The sequence below is a fragment of the Caulobacter sp. LARHSG274 genome (assembly GCF_052871235.1).
On record NZ_JBIXJO010000001.1, the window covers coordinates 647,495 to 664,203 of the forward strand.

The following is a 16,709-nucleotide window of genomic DNA, read 5'->3' on the forward strand; positions in this document are numbered from 1 at the left end:
GGTTTCCTCCGTATCGCATCGCGTGTCAGGCCAGGCAGGCGGCCAGGCCGTCGCGGCGCACCGCGCCCGAGGCCGCGCCGATCCGCCGCGAGCGCTTCGTGACATAGCGGCCCGGATTGACCGCCTTCCACTTCAGCGGGCTGGGCAGGATGGCGGCCAGGCGCGCCGACTGCTGCGGCGTCAGCCGGTCGGCCCCGACCTTGAAATAGGTCCGCGCCGCGGCCTCGGCGCCATAGACGCCCGGGCCGTATTCGATGCTGTTGAGATAGACCTCCATGATCCGCTTCTTGCCCCAGACGGTCTCGATCAGCACCGTGAAATAGGCCTCCAAGCCCTTGCGGAAATAGGAGCGCCCCGGCCACAGGAAGACGTTCTTGGCGGTCTGCTGGCTGATGGTCGAGCCGCCGCGGATCTTCTTGCCGTTCTCATTGTTGGCGTAGGCCTTCTGCAGGGCGTCGAAGTCGAAGCCGTGATGGTCGCAGAAGCGGGCGTCCTCGGCGGCGATCAGGGCCCGCGGCAGGGCCGGCGAGACCTCGTCGATCGGCCGCCAGTGGTGGTTCCAGCCCTTGCCCTCGACCAGCCGGATGACCATCAGCGGCGTGGCCGGCGGCGGCACGAAGCGGTAGACGATCACCGTCGTCACCGGCCCGATCACCAGCACCAGCAGCAGGGCCAGAAAGATGTTACGCACCAGAACCCGCACTCATCGCCCCCGAAACTTGCCTTGACGCTGGAGCCGGATGCTAGAGCGTTTTCGAGCGAAGTGGATACCGGTTCGCGTGAATCTGTCGCGGCCATGGCCGCCCATCCGTTAGCGAGGCCTTGATGGACGTCGCCGAAGCCGTCGCCCGCCGCCTGTCGGTGCGGGCCTTCAAGCCCGACCCCGTGCCCGGCGCCCTGGTGCGCGAACTGCTGGAGGCCGCGGGCCGCGCCCCGTCCGGCGGCAATCTCCAGCCCTGGGTGGTCCACGCCCTGGCCGGCGAGCCCCTGGCCGAGTTCAAGGCCTTGGTCGCCGCGCGGCTGATGGACCGCGACGAGCCGGAATATCACGTCTATCCGCCCAACCTGTGGGAGCCGCTGCGCACGCGCCGCTACCAGGTCGGCGAGGACCTCTATGCGGCGCTGGGCATTCCGCGCGAGGACAAGCTGGGCCGGCTGGCCCAGTTCACTAAGAACGCCGAGTTCTTCGGCGCGCCGGTCGGGCTGTTCGTGTCGATCCACCGCGACTGCGGCCCGCCGCAATGGGCCGACCTGGGGATGTTCATCCAGACCCTGATGCTGCTGGCGGTCGAGAAGGGCCTGGGCAGCTGCGCCCAGGAGTTCTGGTCGGCCTATGGCCGGCTGACCGCCCGGTTCCTCGACCTGCCCGAGGACCATATGCTGTTCTGCGGCCTGGCCCTGGGCTATCGCGACGAAACCGCGCCGGTCAACCAGTGGCGCTCGCGGCGCGAACCGTTCGAGGCCTGGGGCGCGATGCGCGGCTTCGATTAGACTGCCCCTCACCAATCGAGCAGGACAATTTGCCGAATAACCCAAGTGATTTTCTCTAAGTCCGTGACGGGGCCGCCGGCCTGCGGCTAGGCTGGGGCGGAGCCGGAGGAGAATCCCATGCGTCTTGGACTGGTGCTGGCCGCGATCGCCTCGCTGGCCGCCTCTTCCGCCCTGGCCCAGGCCAAGAGCCCCTATGACGCCGTCGACCCGTTCATCGGCACCGGCGGCGACGGCCACACCTTTCCCGGCGCCGTCGCCCCGTTCGGCATGGTGCAGCTGAGCCCGGACACCGACATCCTGCCGTTCAAGCAGAGCTACGCCCGCGCCGCCGGCTATCGCTACAGCGACCCGACCATCCTCGGCTTCTCGCACACTCATTTCTCGGGCTCGGGCCATTCGGACCTCGGCGACGTGCTGCTGGCCCCGGTCAGCGGCGGGGCGAAACTGGAGCCCGGGGCGGCCGACAAGCCCGGCTCGGGCTACCGCTCGCGCTTCACCCACGACGGCGAGGTCGCCCAGCCCGGCTATTACGCCGTGACCCTGACCGACAGCCAGGTGCGGGCCGAGCTGACGGCCGGGCCGCGCACCGGCATGCACCGCTACGCCTACGCCAAGGGGGCGCGGGCCCAGGTGCTGCTCGACCTGCGCACCTCGATCTACAACTATCCGGGCAAGGTCAGCTGGTCGCGAATCCGGGTGGCCGAGGACGGCACGGTGACGGGGATGCGCGAGACCCGCGGCTGGGCCCCCGGCCGCCAGCTCTATTTCGCCCTGCGCTTCGACCGACCGATGGTCGGCAAGGCGCTGTACAACACCGAGGCCGACATCCCCTACAAGGGCTTCGCCCAGCCGGGCCGCACGCCGTTCGACCGCGCCCAGGTCGAGGGCCGGGCCCTGGTCGGGGTGTTCGACTTCGGGGCGATCGACGGACCGCTAGTCGCCAAGGTGTCGATCTCCTCGGTCAGCGAGGCCAACGCCGTCCTCAATCTCGACAGCGACGAAAAGGGCTTCGATTTCGACGGCCTGCGGGCCCGCTCCAAGGCGGCCTGGGAACAGGCGCTGGGCGCGGTGCAGATCGACGCCCCGGCGGCGATGCGCGCCAGCGTCTACACCGCCCTCTATCACACCCTGCTGGCCCCCAGTCTGTTCTCCGACATCGACGGCCGCTATCGCGGGCCAGACAACGAGGTCCACACGGCCCAGACCGCCGACGGCAAGACCTTCGCCTTCCATTCGACCTTCTCGCTGTGGGACACCTTCCGGGCCGAGCACCCGCTGCTGACCCTGGTGCAGCCGGAGCGGCGCACCAGCGACATCGTCAAGTCGCTGGTCGCCTCGCAGCAGGAGAGCCCGTACGGCATTCTGCCGGTCTGGCAGTTCCACGGCCAGGAGACCTGGACGATGATCGGCTACCACGCCGTGCCGGTGATCGCCGACGCTTACCTGAAGGGGATCCGCGGCTTCGACGCCAAGGCCGCCCTGGACGCCATGGTCGCAAGCGCCACCTACGCCCCCTACGGAGGCCTCGGCGACTACATGGCCCTGGGCTATGTGCCGATCGACAAGGAGCCGGAGGCGGCGTCCAAGACCGTCGAATACGCCTATGACGACTGGACCATCGCGCGCATGGCCAGGGCCATGGGCCGCGACGACATCGCCGCGACCTTCGAGAAGCGGGCGGGGAACTGGCGGAACAGCTTCGACCTCAAGACCGGCTTCCTGCGGGCCCGCAAGAGCGACGGCAGCTATCGCACGCCCTTCGACCCGACGGCGATCAACTATGGGTCCGACTATACCGAGGGCAACGCCTGGCAGTATTCGTGGTTCGCGCCGCAGGACCTGGGCGGGCTGGGCCGGGCCATGGGCGGTGATGCGGCGGTGGTCCGCAAGCTGGACGCCATGTTCGATTTCGACAATTCCAAGCTCGACTATTCCCACGCCGAGGACATCGCCGGCCTGATCGGCCAGTATATCCACGGCAACGAGCCCAGCCACCACGTGGCCTATATGTACGACTACGCCGGGGCCCCCTGGCGCACCCAGGAACGGCTGACCCAGATCGTCGGATCGCAGTACAAGCCCACGCCCGAGGGCCTGGCCGGCAATGACGACCTGGGCCAGATGTCGGCCTGGCTGGTGTTCACCGCCCTGGGCTTCTATCCGGTGACCCCGGGTTCCAACGAATACGCCCTGGGCCGGCCGTTCGTGGAGCGGGCGGTGCTCAACCTGCCGAACGGCAAGCGGTTCACGGTGCGGGCCGACGGCCTGTCGGACGCGCGGCCCTATGTCGGCGCGGTGACCCTAAACGGCGAACCGCTGGGCCGGGTGTTCCTGCGCGACGCGGAGATCCGGGCCGGCGGCGAGCTGGTGTTCACGATGAGCGCCAAGCCCAATAAGGCCTGGGCGACGAAGGCCGCGGACCGGCCGATGTCGATGACGGGGTACGGGCGGTAGGGCGGCGCTGTCACCGGCAGGTGAACTTGGCCATGTAGTCGGCGCTCGGCTCAAGCCCCAGCTCAGCCCGTCGGGCCTCCAGCCCCTCCGGATCGGCGACCGGCTTCTGCCGCCAGGTCGCTCCCGGGCCGTGACAGCCGCCCTGGGTGCCATAGACCTGCGCTTGGCCGGCGTTCACGGCCACCCGGTCGGCCAGGTAGGCGTAGTACTTGCCTTGCATGTCGCCGCGCTTCACCCGCGGCGCCAGCGCGGCGAGCACCGCCCGCTGCCAGGCCGGATCGCGGTCGGCGTGTTGCACCAGCAGCCAGGCGCCCTGTGAGGCCTCCGGGTCATAGCGGGAGATGTCGAACCAGCCGATGCGGACCAGGACCCGCTTCAGCCAATGAGTGTTGGCCGCCAGGTTGCGTTCCTGCTCGGCGGCTAGCACCAGATTGAAGGCTTCGGCCTCGGCGTCATCGCCGTCAGCGCCGAGATGGAACTGTTTCTGATCGACAAAGACGCGAGCGAAGAGCGCCCGGGCCAGGGGATCGGTCGCCTGGGCGCGATCCTGCAGCCAGCGGTCCTGCATCCAGTCGGCGGGATAGGGGCCGGTCTTCATCACGGCCAACTGGGTGCGCAGGTCGGCCAGGGCCTTGTCCAGGCGGGCGGCGCGCGCCCGGTAGTCGTCGGAAGAGGTGCTGGCCCCGGCCAGGACCAAGCGGGCCAGACGGTCGGCCCTGGCGATCTCGGCGGGCGCGGCTGCGACCTCGCGGCGCGCCTTGTCCCGAGCGTCGGCGAAGGCGATCGCCCCGAGCGCCTGGCGGTGCGCCCAGGCGTCGAACGCGGCGGCCCGGGCCGAACTCGCCAGCGCCAGGGCGGCGATCACGGCGATCCACATTCGGCTCATGGCGACTCCGCAACCCTGGGCCGAATTAAGCGCGGGTGTGGAGTCGAGGCAAGTCGGGCCGGGCCTACGGCTTGGTCCGCTCCAGCACCAGCAGCGATACCCCCTGGCGCGGCAGCTGGAAGCTCAGGGTCAGGCCGTCCTGGCTGCGGACCGGCGGCGGGCCGTCGATGGCGGCCAGGGCGCTGGCCTGTTCGAGGGCGTCGTACTGGGCCTTGCTCGGGGCCAGGGGCGAGCCCATCCGCCGCCAGGCGCCGTAGACATTGCCGTGGTCCTCGTCGACCCGGTAGTGGACCAGCCTGGCGTTGGCGAAGGCCCGGGGCAGATGCTTGAGCGCCAGCCGCACCTCGGCGGCGGGGCCGGGCAGGTCGTCGTCGTGATAGTTCCAGACCATGATCGCCAGGCGGTCCGGACCCAGGCTGGCCAGGGTTCCGACGTCAGGGCGGCCGCGCACGCCTTGGGCGAGGATCTCGTCGAGCGGGATCTGGCCCGAACTGGCGGCGGCGATGCGCTCGGGCCCCATCAGGCTGAACATCCGGAAGACATTGACCACCGCCAGGTCGAGGCCGTTGCTCGACAGCTGGCGGAAGCCGGCGAAATAGGGCTGGTCCTCGAACTCGAAGGCCCAGGTCAGGGCGCCGTCCAGGGTGACGCCGTGGCGGTCGGCCAGGTCGTGCTCGCGGGCGAAGCTGGCGGCGGTGTAGCTGGAATAGACCGTGCCGTTGCGATAGCCGAGGTCGGAGCCCTGGCAGGCGGCGCAGCCTTCCGGATCGGACTCGCCGATGACGATCGGCTTGTCCTTCAGGGCCGGGCGTGCGGCGATCATGCCAAAGCCCCTGTCGATCTCGGCCAGTTGGTTGGCGATGCCCATGCGGACATGGCCGTCGACGAAGCGGGGCGCGCCCTTGGCGTGGAAGGACAGGAAATCGGTCGGCGTGCCCTTCTGGCCGGTCGCGTAGTTGGTCCCGTCGGTCAGGTGGGTCAGGAAGTCCTCCATGAACCGGCCGCCGCTGCCGGCCACGTCCGGCCCGCCGACCTTGGCGGTCGGCAGGGCCCGGCGCACCCCGGCGACGGCGTAGTCGTGCAGCTTGTGGAACTCCTCGGGCGTCCCCTTCCAGTAGGCGGGGCCGTTGGGCTCGTTCCAGACCTCGAAATACCAGGTCTCGACCTCGGCCCGGCCGTAGCGCTCGACGCAGTGGCGCACCCACTGGTAGGCCAGTTCCGACCACCTGTCGTAGTCCTTGGGCGGATAGCCCCAGCCGCCGCTGATCAGGTTGTAGTCGAAGCCCGGCCGCCAGGCGTGCTGGTAGGGCTCGGGATGGGTCGACAGGGCCTGCGGCATGAAGCCGATCTGCACATAGGGCCGCACGCCGTTGGCCCGGTAGGTGTCGAACAGGCGGTCGAGGATCGTCCAGTCATAGACCGGGCGGCCCTGGGCGTCCTCGGTATAGACATTGGTGCTGCCCCACTTCAGGGCCGGCGTGCCGTCGCCGGTGTTGAGCAGGTTGTGGGTGCGGAAATAGACCGCCTTGGGCTTGAGCGCGCCCAGATGGCCGAGCAGCTTGCGGCCGTCCTTCATGGTCGCGTAGTTCGGCTCGTCGGCCCCGAAGAACCGCCAGATCGGCCGCAGCTCGCCGGCCGACTTGCCGGCGTCGACGGTGATCTCGACCGGAACGGCGGCCGGGGCCTGGGCCAGGGCCGGCGACCCCATCAGCAGCAGGGCGGCGACCAAGCCTGAACCGACACCGTTGCGCATGGCTGCGTCCCTCCCCGCTCCGGCGTCGTGGGTCACGCCGTTGGACAGGACCTAGCATGGATCAGCGCGGCGGCGATCGCAATTGTACGACAAAAGAAAGGCTGCCGGCTCAGAATCCCAGGCAGGCCGGCTGGGTGATGACCAGCACGGCTTCCTGGCGGAACCGCTGGCGATAGGCCTGGCGGACCGCGTCGAGCTTGGCCTCGCCGCCGGTCCGGCCCGGCAGGGCCAGGATCACCAGTTTGGACGGCTCGCGACCGACGATGCCGTCGGCGCCGCGCCACTGGCCGGCGGCGTCCAGCACCGTCAGGCCGTCGGGAAAGCGCGGGGTCAGCTCGGCGTCGACGAAGGCCTTGAAGTCGGCTTCCGAGACCCCCAGGGCGCCGCCGATATTGCGGCCGAAGAACAGCTGCGCCGTGCGGCCGGGGCCCTGGCCGGCCGGGCAGGCCGGCGGCCCCAAGCTGGCGCAGCCTGAGAGCATCATCGCCGCCAGCAGCAGGACGATCCGGGCATGCGTTCGCATCTAGCCCCCCGTCGCCAGGTCGTCGGCGTGGATCATCGGCCCCTCGGTGAAGCCCAGTTCGGCCTCGATAGCGTCCGAGCGCAGGCCGGCGATCTTGTGGGCGTCGGCGCTGTCGTAGCGGACCAGGCCCCGGGCCACCTCGCGGCCGGTCTCGTCGCGCACCCGCACGGCGTCGCCCTTGTCGAACGGCCCCTCGACGGCGCGGACCCCGGCGCACAGCAGGCTCTTGCCCTTCAGCAGGGCGGCGGCGGCGCCGGCGTCGACCGTCAGCCAGCCCTGGGGAGCCAGCGAACCGGCGATCCAGGCCTTGTAGGCGGCGGCGGTCGAGGCCCCGGCCTCGATCAGGGTGGCCGGCGCGCCGGCCTCGATGGCCTTCAGCGGATGGGGCCGCGCGCCCAGGGTGATCAGGGTGGCGCAACCGGCGGCGCGGGCGATGCGGGCGGCGGCGATCTTGGTGGCCATGCCGCCGGTGCCGACCCCGGTCGCGGCGTTGGCCCCCTCGGCCATGGCGGCGATCTCGGGCGTGATCTCGCTGACCCGCGCGATATGGGCGGCGGACGGGTCGCGGCGCGGGTCGGCGGTGTAGAGGCCGTCGATGTCCGACAGCAGCACCAGCAGGTCGGCGCCGACCATCTGGGCGACGCGAGCCGCCAGCCGGTCGTTGTCGCCGTAGCGGATCTCCTCGGTGACCACGGTGTCGTTCTCGTTGACCACCGGCACCACGTCCAGGCCGATCAGGGTCTCGGCGGTGGCGCGGGCGTTCAGCCAGCGGCGGCGCACCTCGGTGTCGTCGCGGGTCAGCAGGATCTGGGCGGCGCCGATGCCGTGCGGTTCGAAGGCCTCTTCCCAGGCCCGCATCAGCACCGACTGGCCCGCGGCCGCGGCGGCCTGCTTCTCAGGCAGGGTCAGGGACTTGCGCCCCGTCAGGCCCAGGCGCCGGCGGCCCAGGGCCACCGCCCCGGACGACACCACCACCACCTGCTGGCCGCGGGCCCGCAGGGCGGCGGCGTCGGCGCAGAAGGCGTTCAGCCAGGCGCGGTCGGGCGCGCCGGTCTGCGCATCGACCAGCAGGGCCGAGCCGACCTTGAAGACGATCCGCCTCGCCCGCGACAGGGCCTCCCCCGAGCCTGTCGTCACGGGTTCCAGCCCCCGGGGGTTTCCTCCTCGGGAGCCTCGTCGACGGCCGCCTCGGCCGGGGTCTCGCCGCGGCGGATGCGCACCTGGGTGAAGGCGGCGCGCAGCAGCTCGGTGACCCCCTCGCCCGACACGCCCGAGACCATCATCGGCCTGACGCCGGCCACGGCCTCCAGCTCGGCCCGCTTGGCCGCGCGGGTCTCCTCGTCCAGGGCGTCGACCTTGTTCAGGGCCAGGATCTCGGACTTGTCGGCCAGCTCGTCGCCATAGGCTTCCAGCTCGCCGCGGATCGTCGTCCAGGCGTCGGCGATGTCATCCTGAGTGGCGTCGACCAGGTGGATCAGCACCGCCGAGCGCTCGACGTGGCCGAGGAACCGGGTGCCCAGGCCCGCGCCCTCGCTGGCCCCCTCGATCAGGCCGGGGATGTCGGCCATCACGAAGCGCTCGCTGGTGGAGAGATCGACCATGCCGAGGTTGGGAGTCAGGGTCGTGAACGGATAGTCGGCGATCTTCGGCTTGGCGGCGCTGGCGGCGGCCAGGAAGGTCGACTTGCCGGCGTTGGGCAGGCCGACCAGGCCGACGTCGGCGATCAGCTTCAGCCGCAGCCAGATCCACAGCTCCTCGCCGTCCTGGCCGGGATTGGCGTATTTCGGCGCCTGGTTGATCGGCCCCTTGAAGTGCAGGTTGCCCCAGCCGCCGTTGCCGCCCTTGGCCAGGCGCAGGCGCATGCCGGCGGTGTCGAGGTCGGCGATCAGGGTTTCTTTGTCCTCCTCCAGCACCTGGGTGCCGACGGGAACCTTGAGCACGACGTCGTCGCCGGCCGCGCCGTGGCGCTGGCGGCCCATGCCGTGGATGCCCGTCCCGGCCTTGAAATGTTGCTGGTAGCGATAGTCGATCAGGGTGTTGAGCCCCTCGACCGCCTCGATCCAAACGTCGCCGCCCCGCCCGCCGTCACCGCCGTCGGGGCCGCCATATTCGATGTACTTCTCGCGTCGGAACGAGACCGCGCCGCCGCCGCCGTTGCCGGAGCGGACATAGATCTTGCACTGGTCGAGGAATTTCATGAGCGTCTTTTGTCGCAAGGCGGCTTTGGCGTCGAGCCGAAACGGCCTTTTCGCGCGATGTGGGGCCCGCTTGGGGCGGAATCAACACGATCCGGCGCGGGGAACGCGATGAACCACGTTCCTGTTCGTGACGAAATGTTAAAACTAGCAATGCGACAAACGGTCCTGGCTTGAAATCGCCATTTCCGGATCGATCTCGAAGGGGAGGCTGGCGTTGTCGAACAATCAGGACGTCAGAACGGAATTCCTCCAGGACCTGCAGGATCTGACGCTTCCGACCCTGTGCCGCAAGTACGCCAGCGAGGCGTCGGTGCATCGCAACATCCTGATGAGCCGCGGGACCGGGGTGACCGGCACCTGGCGCGACTTCCGCAGTTTCCTCACCGACATCGGCCCGCGTCCCAGCGGCGAGCACGGCCTGGTCCTGCTCAATCGCAACGAACGCACCTACGGCCCCGGCCGGGCCCGCTGGATGACGCCCGACGAGCAGGCCGCGCACGAGGCCGAGTTCGACCGCCAGCAGCTGGAGAAGTCGCGCGAAGCCCAGCAGCTGATGCACCAGGCCGCGGCGATGAAGCGGGCCAAGGCCCCCAACGCCCCCAGCTTCGGCCAATGGACGCCGATGGCCGGCCGCCAGGTGGCCTATACCGAGGTGGCCAAGCGCCTGGCGATCCCGGTCCAGGCCCTGTCCAAGACCATGGCCGACGGCCGCAGCGCCGACGAGCTGGTCAAGCGCTCGGGCTCGGCCAACGAGCTGATCAATCCCGACCTGCAATGGCTGCCGGCCGATCCGGTCCGCAAGTCCGGCTTCTTCGAGGCCTTCCGCATCTGGCACATGCAGGTGCAGCCGCAGTTCGCCCGCGCCGCCACCCCGACCTTCCTGTTCCTCTACATCGCCCTGCCGGTGATGAAGGACTGCCGCGACGAGCTGATGGACCAGAACCTCTGGAACCCGCTGGGCCAGCGGGCCATGAACGCCCGCGACACCCACCTGGCCTGGAAGAAGTACTGCGAGTTCATGCCCCGGGCCCAGGTGGCGATGATGGAGATCCCCATCTACGCGACCTATTCGCTGCTCAGCGACCTGGACGCCCTGTGCGAACGGATCATCACCGCCGAGAAGCGCTTCCGCGAAGGCCCGCAGAAGGTCATCGCGACCCATAGGGCGGCTTAAGCAGTGCGTTCTTTCCCTCCCCTTCATGGGGAGGGTGGCGGCGAAGCCGACGGGTGGGGTCGCCGCCGCACGGAGCTCCCTGCACCGGCCCCCACCCGACCCCTTCGGGGCCACCCTCCCCGCAAGGGGGAGGGAAAGATTCAAGCCAGCCACACCATCATTCGCGTCGGCACCGCCTCGCCGCGGGCGGCCGAGGGCTTGCGCTCAATCACGCCGGTATAGAGGAAGCCGGTCTTGATCAGCACCTGGCCGGAGGCGGGGTTGTCGGCGAAATGGCCGGCGACGACCAGCTTCTTGCGCCAGTCGTTGCGGGCCCAGTCCAGGGCGCCGTTGGCCGCCTCGGTGGCCAGGCCCTGGCCCCAGTACGGCCGGCCGATCCAGTAGCCGACCTCCAGGTGGCCGACCGACGGCGTGAAGAAGCCTAGCACCCCGACCACGCCCTCGCCCTCCAGCTCGATGGCGAAGGTGGCGTCGCGGCTGCGGTCCTGGGCCTGGCAGCGGGCGACGAAGCCGTCGGCGTCGCTCTGGCTGTAGGGCCAGGGCATGCGGGTGGTCATCTTGGCGATGGCGTAGTCGCCGCACAGGGCGGCGATGCGCGAGGCGTCGTCGATCATCGGCGTGCGCAGCGTCAGCCGCCGCGTCTGGATGGTGGGACCTCTGTCGATCACGCACATGGCGCGTCTCCCGTTCTCGGTCCTTCTAGTTAGGGACCGTGACGCGCCGATTTCAGACCCGGGGTCGAATTGGGGCGAGAAAATCGCGGCGCGGACAAAACAAAAGCGGGGAGCCCGGCGTTCCGGACTCCCCGCTTGGGTTCGTCTGTCCGGATCGTCTTCGTTGGAGAAGCGCGACCCGGTGTCTACGAGGTTCGCGCTATTCGGCGGCTTGAGCCGCCGGAGCCACGTTCACGTAGGTGCGGTTGTTGCGCTTGGTGACAAAGTTCACCGCCCCTTCGACGAGCGCGAAGAGGGTGTGGTCCTTGCCGATGCCGACGCCGGCGCCCGGCCAGAACTTGGTGCCGCGCTGACGGATGATGATGTTGCCGGCCAGGACCTTCTGGCCGCCGAACTTCTTGACGCCAAGGCGGCGGCCGGCCGAGTCGCGGCCGTTGCTGGACGAACCGCCAGATTTCTTGTGAGCCATGGTGGCCTCCTCGTTCCTGGACCCGGTTTCTCTTAAGAGACCTGGATCAAGTTTTGTCGTTCAACGAAACCCGTCAGGGTCTCAGGCTTCAGCTTCCGGAGCAGCTTCGGTCGCGGCCTTCTTCGGCGCGGCCTTCTTCTTCGGAGCGGCGGTTTCGGCCTTCACCGGCATGCTCGGGATCGTCGCCGGGACGGCGGCGTCACCCAGGCCGCGGGCGCGGGCGTTCAGAATGACCTTCGGGGTCAGGTCGATGACGCCTTCCCACTTGGTTTCCTTGCCGGCGCCGGCCACCGAGGTCACGCGCACGACCGACTCGGTCTGGCGGTGGCCGCGGGTGCGGCGATAGCCCTGGCGGCGGATCTTCTTGAAGATCTTCACCTTCTCGCCCTTGCGGGTTTCGAGCAGGGTGCCGGAGACGACGGCGCCGTCCACCGTGGGGGCGCCGACCGTCACGGCCTCGCCTTCGCCCAGCATCAGGACTTCGCCGAAAGCGACTTCCGAGCCCGGTTCACCGTCGAGCTTTTCGACCACCAGCAGGTCGCCGGCTTGGACCCGGTACTGCTTGCCGCCGGTTTTGATCACCGCGTACATAGGTTAGCGCCTTAAGAAACGTGCGTTCGCAAAATAGGGAACGCCCGCAAGGAAACCCGGCGGGCGAGGGGCGGGACTTATACAGGCCAAGCCCCGTGAGTCAACGGCCGGGTGAGACATTCCCCGAGTTTGAGCTGCGGCCTCCGTCGGCGCCCGCCGCGGCGAGATGGGGACTGGTGCGTTACATTATAACAGTCTAAAGGGTCGGAGGTGAACACGACCTTCTTCGCCTCCGTCGCCGCCACCGGTTTCGCCGTGGCCTTCCTGCACGCGGCCCTGCCGACGCACTGGCTGCCGTTCGTGCTGGTCGGCCGCGCCCAGAAGTGGACGACGGGCCGCACCCTGGGCGTCACCCTGCTGGCCGGCCTGGGCCATGTGGGCCTGACCATCCTGCTGGGCTTGGCCGTGGTCGCCGCCGGCCTGGTCGCCGAGCCGCACCTGGGCGGCTATTTCCACTGGATCGTCGGCGGGCTGATGGCGGCGTTCGGTCTCTTCTACCTGCTGCGCGGCCGCCACAAGCACGCGACCCTGGACGGGACCCGCAAGTTCACCTCCGACAAGGCGGCGATCACCGCCCTGGTGGTGCTGCTGACCCTGTCGCCGTGCGAGGCCTTCCTGCCCTATTACCTGGCCGGCATGGAGCACGGCCTGCTCGGTTTCGTCACGCTCAGCGCCGTGCTGCTGACCGCCACCTCGGCCGGCATGCTGCTGTTCACCGGCCTCAGCCTGGCGGGCTTCAACCGCCTGGGCCTGGCGCGGCTGGAGCAGTACGAGGAGCTGATCCTCGGCGCCGCCCTGATCGCCATCGGCCTGGCGGTGGCGTTTCTGAAGACCTAGGGCGGGCGGCTTTGCAAGAGGGCCGCTTCCCCCGCGCCCTCATCGCTCCTAAATAGCCCCCATGACCCAGACACCCGCCCAAACCGGCAAGATCCCCGTCACCGTGCTGACCGGCTACCTCGGCGCCGGCAAGACCACTCTGCTCAATCGCATCCTCACCGAGGAGCACGGCAAGCGCTACGCCGTGATCGTCAACGAGTTCGGCGAGGTCGGCATCGACAACGACCTGGTGGTCGGGGCCGACGAGGAAGTGTTCGAGATGAACAACGGCTGCGTCTGCTGCACGGTGCGCGGCGACCTGATCCGGGTGCTGCAGGGGCTGATGAAGAGAAAGGGCGGCTTCGATGCCATCGTCGTCGAGACCACCGGCCTGGCCGATCCGGGCCCGGTGGCGCAGACCTTCTTCGTCGACGAGGACGTCAAGGCCCGCACCTATCTGGACTCGGTCACCGCCGTGGTCGACGCCAAGCACATCCTGTTGCGGCTTTCGGACTCCAAGGAAGCCGTCGAGCAGATCGCCTTCGCCGACCAGATCGTGCTCAACAAGACCGACCTGGTCTCGGAGGACGACCTGCGCCACGTCGAGGCCCGCATCAAGCGCATCAACCCGCTGGCCCCGATCCACCGCGCCCAACGCTCGAACGTGCCGCTCGAGGCGATCATCGGCAAGCACAGCTTCGACCTGGATCGCATCACCGAGCTGGAGCCGGAGTTCCTCAACCCCGCCCACGGCGAGGCCGGCCACGTCCACGACGAGCACTGCGGCCATGACCATCATGGTCACGACCATGGACACGTGCATGACGAGCACTGCGGTCACGACCACCACGGTCATGATCATCACCACGACCACAAGAGCGACATTCACGACGACGGGGTCAAGGGCGTCTCCCTGACCCTGGACCGTCCGATCGACGGCCAGAAGATCACCGTCTGGCTCAACGACCTGCTGGCCCGTCGCGGCCCCGACATCCTGCGCGCCAAGGGCATCATCGACGTCAAGGGCGAGGACCGCCGCCTGGTGTTCCAGGCCGTGCACATGATCCTGGAAGGCGACTTCCAGCGCGACTGGACCGACAAGGACAAGCGCTACAGCCGCATGGTGTTCATCGGCCGCGACCTCGACGAGGCCGAACTGAAGGCCGGCTTCGAGGCGACGGCGGCCTAGGCGTCAAGGGCCCTCCCCGCGGGGAGGGTCTCAAGCGCCCTAACGCAGGTCCTCGTTGACGATCCCGATCTGGGTCCAGCCGTCGGTATGGACCTGGTCGATGACGCCCATCAACGCCTCATAGGGCACGTCGGCCTGGGCGCTGACCATCAGGCGCTGGTCCTGGCGCGGACCCGGCTGGCCGTTGGCGGCGAAGCTGGCGCTCAGGTCCTGGGACAGGGTCCCCAGGCTGGTGGGCCGCCCCGCCAGATAGAGGGCGCCTGAATTCTGGATGGTGATCAGCACCGGCGGCTTGGGCGGGATCGCGGTTTGCTGAGCCAGCGGCATGTCGAGCTTGATCGCGGTCGTCGCCATCGGCACGGCGACCATGAAGATGATCAGCAGCACCAGCAGGATGTCGACGAACGGGGTGACGTTGATGTCGGCGTTCTGGCGCACCGCATAGGCGCCGCCGCCGCCCGAGAGTTTCGCCGCCATCGCCTGTCTCCCTCTGTCCGAACCGCTGGGGTCAGCTAAAGTTACAGGCGTAGTTTGCCGGCTTCGGCGGCTTTGTAAAGCGCCAAAACTACCGGCGTAAAAAAGGGCTGGGCGTCGCCGCCCAGCCCCTGATTTTCGACGATCGTCGAAGACCCTAGTGGATGTCTTCGTTGATCAGCCCGACCTTGTACCAGCCGGCGGTCTGCAGCTGGTTCAGCACGCCCATGAAGTCGGCGTATTCGACGTCGGCGTCGGCGCGGATCATCACCCGCTGGTCGTCCTTGGTGCCCGCTTCGCCATTGGCGGCGAACTTGGCTTCCAGATCGTATTGCAGGTTGTCGAGGCTGCTCTGCTTCTCGGCGATATAGAGCGCGCCCGACTTCTGGATCGAGATGAACACCGGCTCCTTCGGCTTCGGCGCGTTCGGCGGCGGCGGAACCGCCGGCGGCAGGTCGATCTTGATCGAGGTCACCGCCATCGGCACGGCGACCATGAAGATGATCAGCAGCACCAGCAGGATGTCGACGAAGGGCGTGACGTTGATTTCGGAGTTGGCGCCGAGCGAGTAACGACCGCCCCCACCGCCAGCAAGTTTAGCCGCCATTGCCTGACTGTCTCCCAAGGGCCGCGCAGGTCGCGGTCCCGAAAATGTTAGAGGGCCACGTCTGGCTCAGACGGGCGCGGAAGTAAAGCCCGACGACGCGGCGCAATGGCAACCCCTTTTGTGACTCTTTTTGGCGAAACGATGTTCGGACGGGCCGTTGCCCCATCCTGGTTCGCGCCCCTGACCGGCCGCTGACCAGCCCTTGGGCGACTAGGCGCCCGCCCTGGAGCGCGGTATGGCGCGCGGATGATCTATTCCTTCGACGCCTATGTCACCGCCGCCCTGTTCGACCGCGCCGGCCGCGCCGCCTTCGCCCTCGGCGACGGCACGGTGCGATTCGCGACGCCGGAGGGTTTCGTCACCGTCGAGGCCCATGACGGGGCGGTGCTGGCCGCCGCGGTCCACCCGTCGGGCCGGGGCCTGGTCACCGGCGGCGACGACGGCCGGGTGGTCTGGAGCCGGGTCGAAGGGGACGAAGTGGCCGCCAGCCTGGTCGCCGAGGTCAAGGGCCGCTGGATCGAGCAAGTGGCGACCAGCGCCGCCTCCGGCCTGATCGCCTTCAGCGCCGGCAAGGAGGCCCATGTCCGCGACACGGCCGACCCGGCCTTCGCCCGCGCCTTCGCCCACGACAAGACCGTCTCGGGCCTGGCCTTCGATCCCAAGGGCCGGCGCCTGGCCGCGGCCGGCTATGGCGGGGTGTCGCTGTGGTGGGCCAAGATCGCCGACCAGAAGCCGCAGGTCATGAAGTGGGCCGGCAGCCACATCGCCGCCCTGTTCAGCCCGGACGGCAAGTTCCTGGTCTCGTCGATGCAGGAAAGCCAGCTGCACGGCTGGCGGCTCAGCGACGGCAAGGACATGCGGATGGGCGGCTATCCGGCCAAGATCAAGAGCCTGGCCTTCTTCGACAAGGGCAATCTGCTGGTCACCGCCGGGGCCAACGGCGCGGTGGTCTGGCCCTTCGCCGGCGCCAACGGCCCGATGGGCAAGGAGGCGGCCGAGATCGGCTTCTCGCGCGACACCCTGGTGGTGCGGGTGGCCGGAATCGAGGCCCAGCCGGTGGCGATCGCCGGCCAGGACGACGGCAAGATCTGGGCCGCCCACCTGCGCTCGGGCCGCATCGAGACCCTGAAGGCCGAACGCGGCGCGGCGATCAGCGCCCTGGCGGTCTCGACCGACGGCGCGCAACTGGCCTGGGGCGACGAGGACGGCGAGGCCGGAGTGATCGCCGTGCCGGCTCTGGAGACGCGGTTCTAGAGTCTGGGTTTCGTCCCACCCCTCTTCTCCCGTCTCCCCGGCGAAGGCCGGGGCCCAGATTCAGCCTGAGCGATGGGGGATGATGCGCCTGGCGACGGCCCTTGAACGGCCAAGGCCCTGGGTTCGATCTGGGTCCCGGCCTTCGCCGGGAAGACG

17 protein-coding genes are annotated in these 16,709 nt (G+C 69.0%); 6 read left to right on the forward strand and 11 right to left on the reverse strand.

The annotated features are described in order from the left end of the window. Window positions 1-25 precede the first annotated feature (25 nt). Window positions 26-703: a monofunctional biosynthetic peptidoglycan transglycosylase gene (gene mtgA / locus ACIPQB_RS03045; protein WP_446483716.1), complete on the reverse strand. Its 678-nt coding sequence runs from the start codon at window positions 701-703 to the stop codon at window positions 26-28. A gap of 122 nt (window positions 704-825) precedes the next feature. On the opposite strand from mtgA, the gene ACIPQB_RS03050 reads away from it, so the two are divergent. After that, complete coding sequence (locus ACIPQB_RS03050; RefSeq protein ID WP_446483717.1) at window positions 826-1,491, forward strand: nitroreductase; 666 nt, start codon at window positions 826-828, stop codon at window positions 1,489-1,491. A 117-nt stretch (window positions 1,492-1,608) separates the two neighbouring features. Beyond that, window positions 1,609-3,945: a GH92 family glycosyl hydrolase gene (locus ACIPQB_RS03055; protein WP_446483718.1), complete on the forward strand. Its 2,337-nt coding sequence runs from the start codon at window positions 1,609-1,611 to the stop codon at window positions 3,943-3,945. A gap of 10 nt (window positions 3,946-3,955) precedes the next feature. Here the strand turns inward: ACIPQB_RS03055 and ACIPQB_RS03060 are convergent, their stop codons facing one another. The 5 genes from ACIPQB_RS03060 to obgE form a co-directional block, all read right to left on the reverse strand. Then, entirely contained in the window at window positions 3,956-4,831 is an 876-nt protein-coding gene (locus ACIPQB_RS03060; protein WP_446483719.1) for a DUF6624 domain-containing protein, read from the reverse strand. A 64-nt stretch (window positions 4,832-4,895) separates the two neighbouring features. Then, entirely contained in the window at window positions 4,896-6,584 is a 1,689-nt protein-coding gene (locus ACIPQB_RS03065) for a GH39 family glycosyl hydrolase (RefSeq protein WP_446483720.1), read from the reverse strand. Window positions 6,585-6,693: 109 nt separating this feature from the next. Beyond that, the gene (locus ACIPQB_RS03070; RefSeq protein WP_446483721.1) at window positions 6,694-7,107 is read right to left on the reverse strand and encodes a DUF3574 domain-containing protein; all 414 of its coding nucleotides are present in this window, start codon (window positions 7,105-7,107) and stop codon (window positions 6,694-6,696) included. Continuing rightward, on the reverse strand, window positions 7,108-8,244 hold the full coding sequence (proB, locus tag ACIPQB_RS03075) for a glutamate 5-kinase (protein WP_446483722.1): 1,137 nt from the start codon (window positions 8,242-8,244) through the stop codon (window positions 7,108-7,110). Further along, window positions 8,241-9,305 (reverse strand): GTPase ObgE, encoded by a 1,065-nt coding sequence (obgE, locus tag ACIPQB_RS03080; RefSeq protein WP_446483723.1) that lies wholly within the window; start codon window positions 9,303-9,305, stop codon window positions 8,241-8,243. The genes proB and obgE overlap by 4 nt, the downstream gene beginning before the upstream one ends. A gap of 214 nt (window positions 9,306-9,519) precedes the next feature. Between obgE and ACIPQB_RS03085 the strand changes: the two genes are divergently transcribed. Beyond that, on the forward strand, window positions 9,520-10,479 hold the full coding sequence (locus ACIPQB_RS03085; protein WP_446483724.1) for a hypothetical protein: 960 nt from the start codon (window positions 9,520-9,522) through the stop codon (window positions 10,477-10,479). Between the two features lie 140 nt (window positions 10,480-10,619). Here ACIPQB_RS03085 and ACIPQB_RS03090 read toward each other — a convergent pair whose 3' ends face one another. The 3 genes from ACIPQB_RS03090 to rplU form a co-directional block, all read right to left on the reverse strand. After that, window positions 10,620-11,153 carry a GNAT family N-acetyltransferase gene (locus ACIPQB_RS03090; protein ID WP_446483725.1) on the reverse strand — a complete coding sequence of 178 codons (534 nt, stop codon included), beginning with the start codon at window positions 11,151-11,153 and terminating at the stop codon, window positions 10,620-10,622. A 199-nt stretch (window positions 11,154-11,352) separates the two neighbouring features. Next, window positions 11,353-11,622: a 50S ribosomal protein L27 gene (rpmA, locus tag ACIPQB_RS03095; protein WP_446483726.1), complete on the reverse strand. Its 270-nt coding sequence runs from the start codon at window positions 11,620-11,622 to the stop codon at window positions 11,353-11,355. A gap of 81 nt (window positions 11,623-11,703) precedes the next feature. Next, window positions 11,704-12,213 carry a 50S ribosomal protein L21 gene (gene rplU / locus ACIPQB_RS03100; RefSeq protein ID WP_446483727.1) on the reverse strand — a complete coding sequence of 170 codons (510 nt, stop codon included), beginning with the start codon at window positions 12,211-12,213 and terminating at the stop codon, window positions 11,704-11,706. Window positions 12,214-12,423: 210 nt separating this feature from the next. On the opposite strand from rplU, the gene ACIPQB_RS03105 reads away from it, so the two are divergent. After that, complete coding sequence (locus ACIPQB_RS03105) at window positions 12,424-13,050, forward strand: hypothetical protein (RefSeq protein ID WP_446483728.1); 627 nt, start codon at window positions 12,424-12,426, stop codon at window positions 13,048-13,050. Between the two features lie 61 nt (window positions 13,051-13,111). Beyond that, window positions 13,112-14,218: a CobW family GTP-binding protein gene (locus ACIPQB_RS03110; protein WP_446483729.1), complete on the forward strand. Its 1,107-nt coding sequence runs from the start codon at window positions 13,112-13,114 to the stop codon at window positions 14,216-14,218. A 39-nt stretch (window positions 14,219-14,257) separates the two neighbouring features. On the opposite strand, the gene ACIPQB_RS03115 is transcribed toward ACIPQB_RS03110, so the two are convergent. Both ACIPQB_RS03115 and ACIPQB_RS03120 read right to left on the reverse strand, forming a co-directional pair. Beyond that, on the reverse strand, window positions 14,258-14,695 hold the full coding sequence (locus ACIPQB_RS03115) for an ExbD/TolR family protein (RefSeq protein ID WP_446483730.1): 438 nt from the start codon (window positions 14,693-14,695) through the stop codon (window positions 14,258-14,260). Between the two features lie 154 nt (window positions 14,696-14,849). After that, window positions 14,850-15,299, reverse strand: coding sequence for a biopolymer transporter ExbD (locus ACIPQB_RS03120; RefSeq protein ID WP_446483731.1), 450 nt, complete (start codon window positions 15,297-15,299; stop codon window positions 14,850-14,852). A 246-nt stretch (window positions 15,300-15,545) separates the two neighbouring features. Here ACIPQB_RS03120 and ACIPQB_RS03125 point away from each other — a divergent pair, with 246 nt between their 5' ends. Continuing rightward, window positions 15,546-16,553, forward strand: coding sequence for a WD40 repeat domain-containing protein (locus tag ACIPQB_RS03125; RefSeq protein ID WP_446483732.1), 1,008 nt, complete (start codon window positions 15,546-15,548; stop codon window positions 16,551-16,553). Window positions 16,554-16,709 lie beyond the last annotated feature (156 nt).

What these genes read in the sequence shown, in the direction of transcription:
- ACIPQB_RS03050 (WP_446483717.1), top strand. Translation starts at nt 826, where the DNA reads ATGGACGTCGCCGAAGCCGTCGCCCGCCGCCTGTCGGTGCGGGCCTTC.
- ACIPQB_RS03055 (WP_446483718.1), top strand. Translation starts at nt 1,609, where the DNA reads ATGCGTCTTGGACTGGTGCTGGCCGCGATCGCCTCGCTGGCCGCCTCT.
- ACIPQB_RS03060 (WP_446483719.1), bottom strand. Translation starts at nt 4,831, where the DNA reads ATGAGCCGAATGTGGATCGCCGTGATCGCCGCCCTGGCGCTGGCGAGT.
- ACIPQB_RS03065 (WP_446483720.1), bottom strand. Translation starts at nt 6,584, where the DNA reads ATGCGCAACGGTGTCGGTTCAGGCTTGGTCGCCGCCCTGCTGCTGATG.
- ACIPQB_RS03070 (WP_446483721.1), bottom strand. Translation starts at nt 7,107, where the DNA reads ATGCGAACGCATGCCCGGATCGTCCTGCTGCTGGCGGCGATGATGCTC.
- obgE (WP_446483723.1), bottom strand. Translation starts at nt 9,305, where the DNA reads ATGAAATTCCTCGACCAGTGCAAGATCTATGTCCGCTCCGGCAACGGC.
- ACIPQB_RS03090 (WP_446483725.1), bottom strand. Translation starts at nt 11,153, where the DNA reads ATGTGCGTGATCGACAGAGGTCCCACCATCCAGACGCGGCGGCTGACG.
- rpmA (WP_446483726.1), bottom strand. Translation starts at nt 11,622, where the DNA reads ATGGCTCACAAGAAATCTGGCGGTTCGTCCAGCAACGGCCGCGACTCG.
- rplU (WP_446483727.1), bottom strand. Translation starts at nt 12,213, where the DNA reads ATGTACGCGGTGATCAAAACCGGCGGCAAGCAGTACCGGGTCCAAGCC.
- ACIPQB_RS03110 (WP_446483729.1), top strand. Translation starts at nt 13,112, where the DNA reads ATGACCCAGACACCCGCCCAAACCGGCAAGATCCCCGTCACCGTGCTG.
- ACIPQB_RS03115 (WP_446483730.1), bottom strand. Translation starts at nt 14,695, where the DNA reads ATGGCGGCGAAACTCTCGGGCGGCGGCGGCGCCTATGCGGTGCGCCAG.
- ACIPQB_RS03120 (WP_446483731.1), bottom strand. Translation starts at nt 15,299, where the DNA reads ATGGCGGCTAAACTTGCTGGCGGTGGGGGCGGTCGTTACTCGCTCGGC.
- ACIPQB_RS03125 (WP_446483732.1), top strand. Translation starts at nt 15,546, where the DNA reads ATGATCTATTCCTTCGACGCCTATGTCACCGCCGCCCTGTTCGACCGC.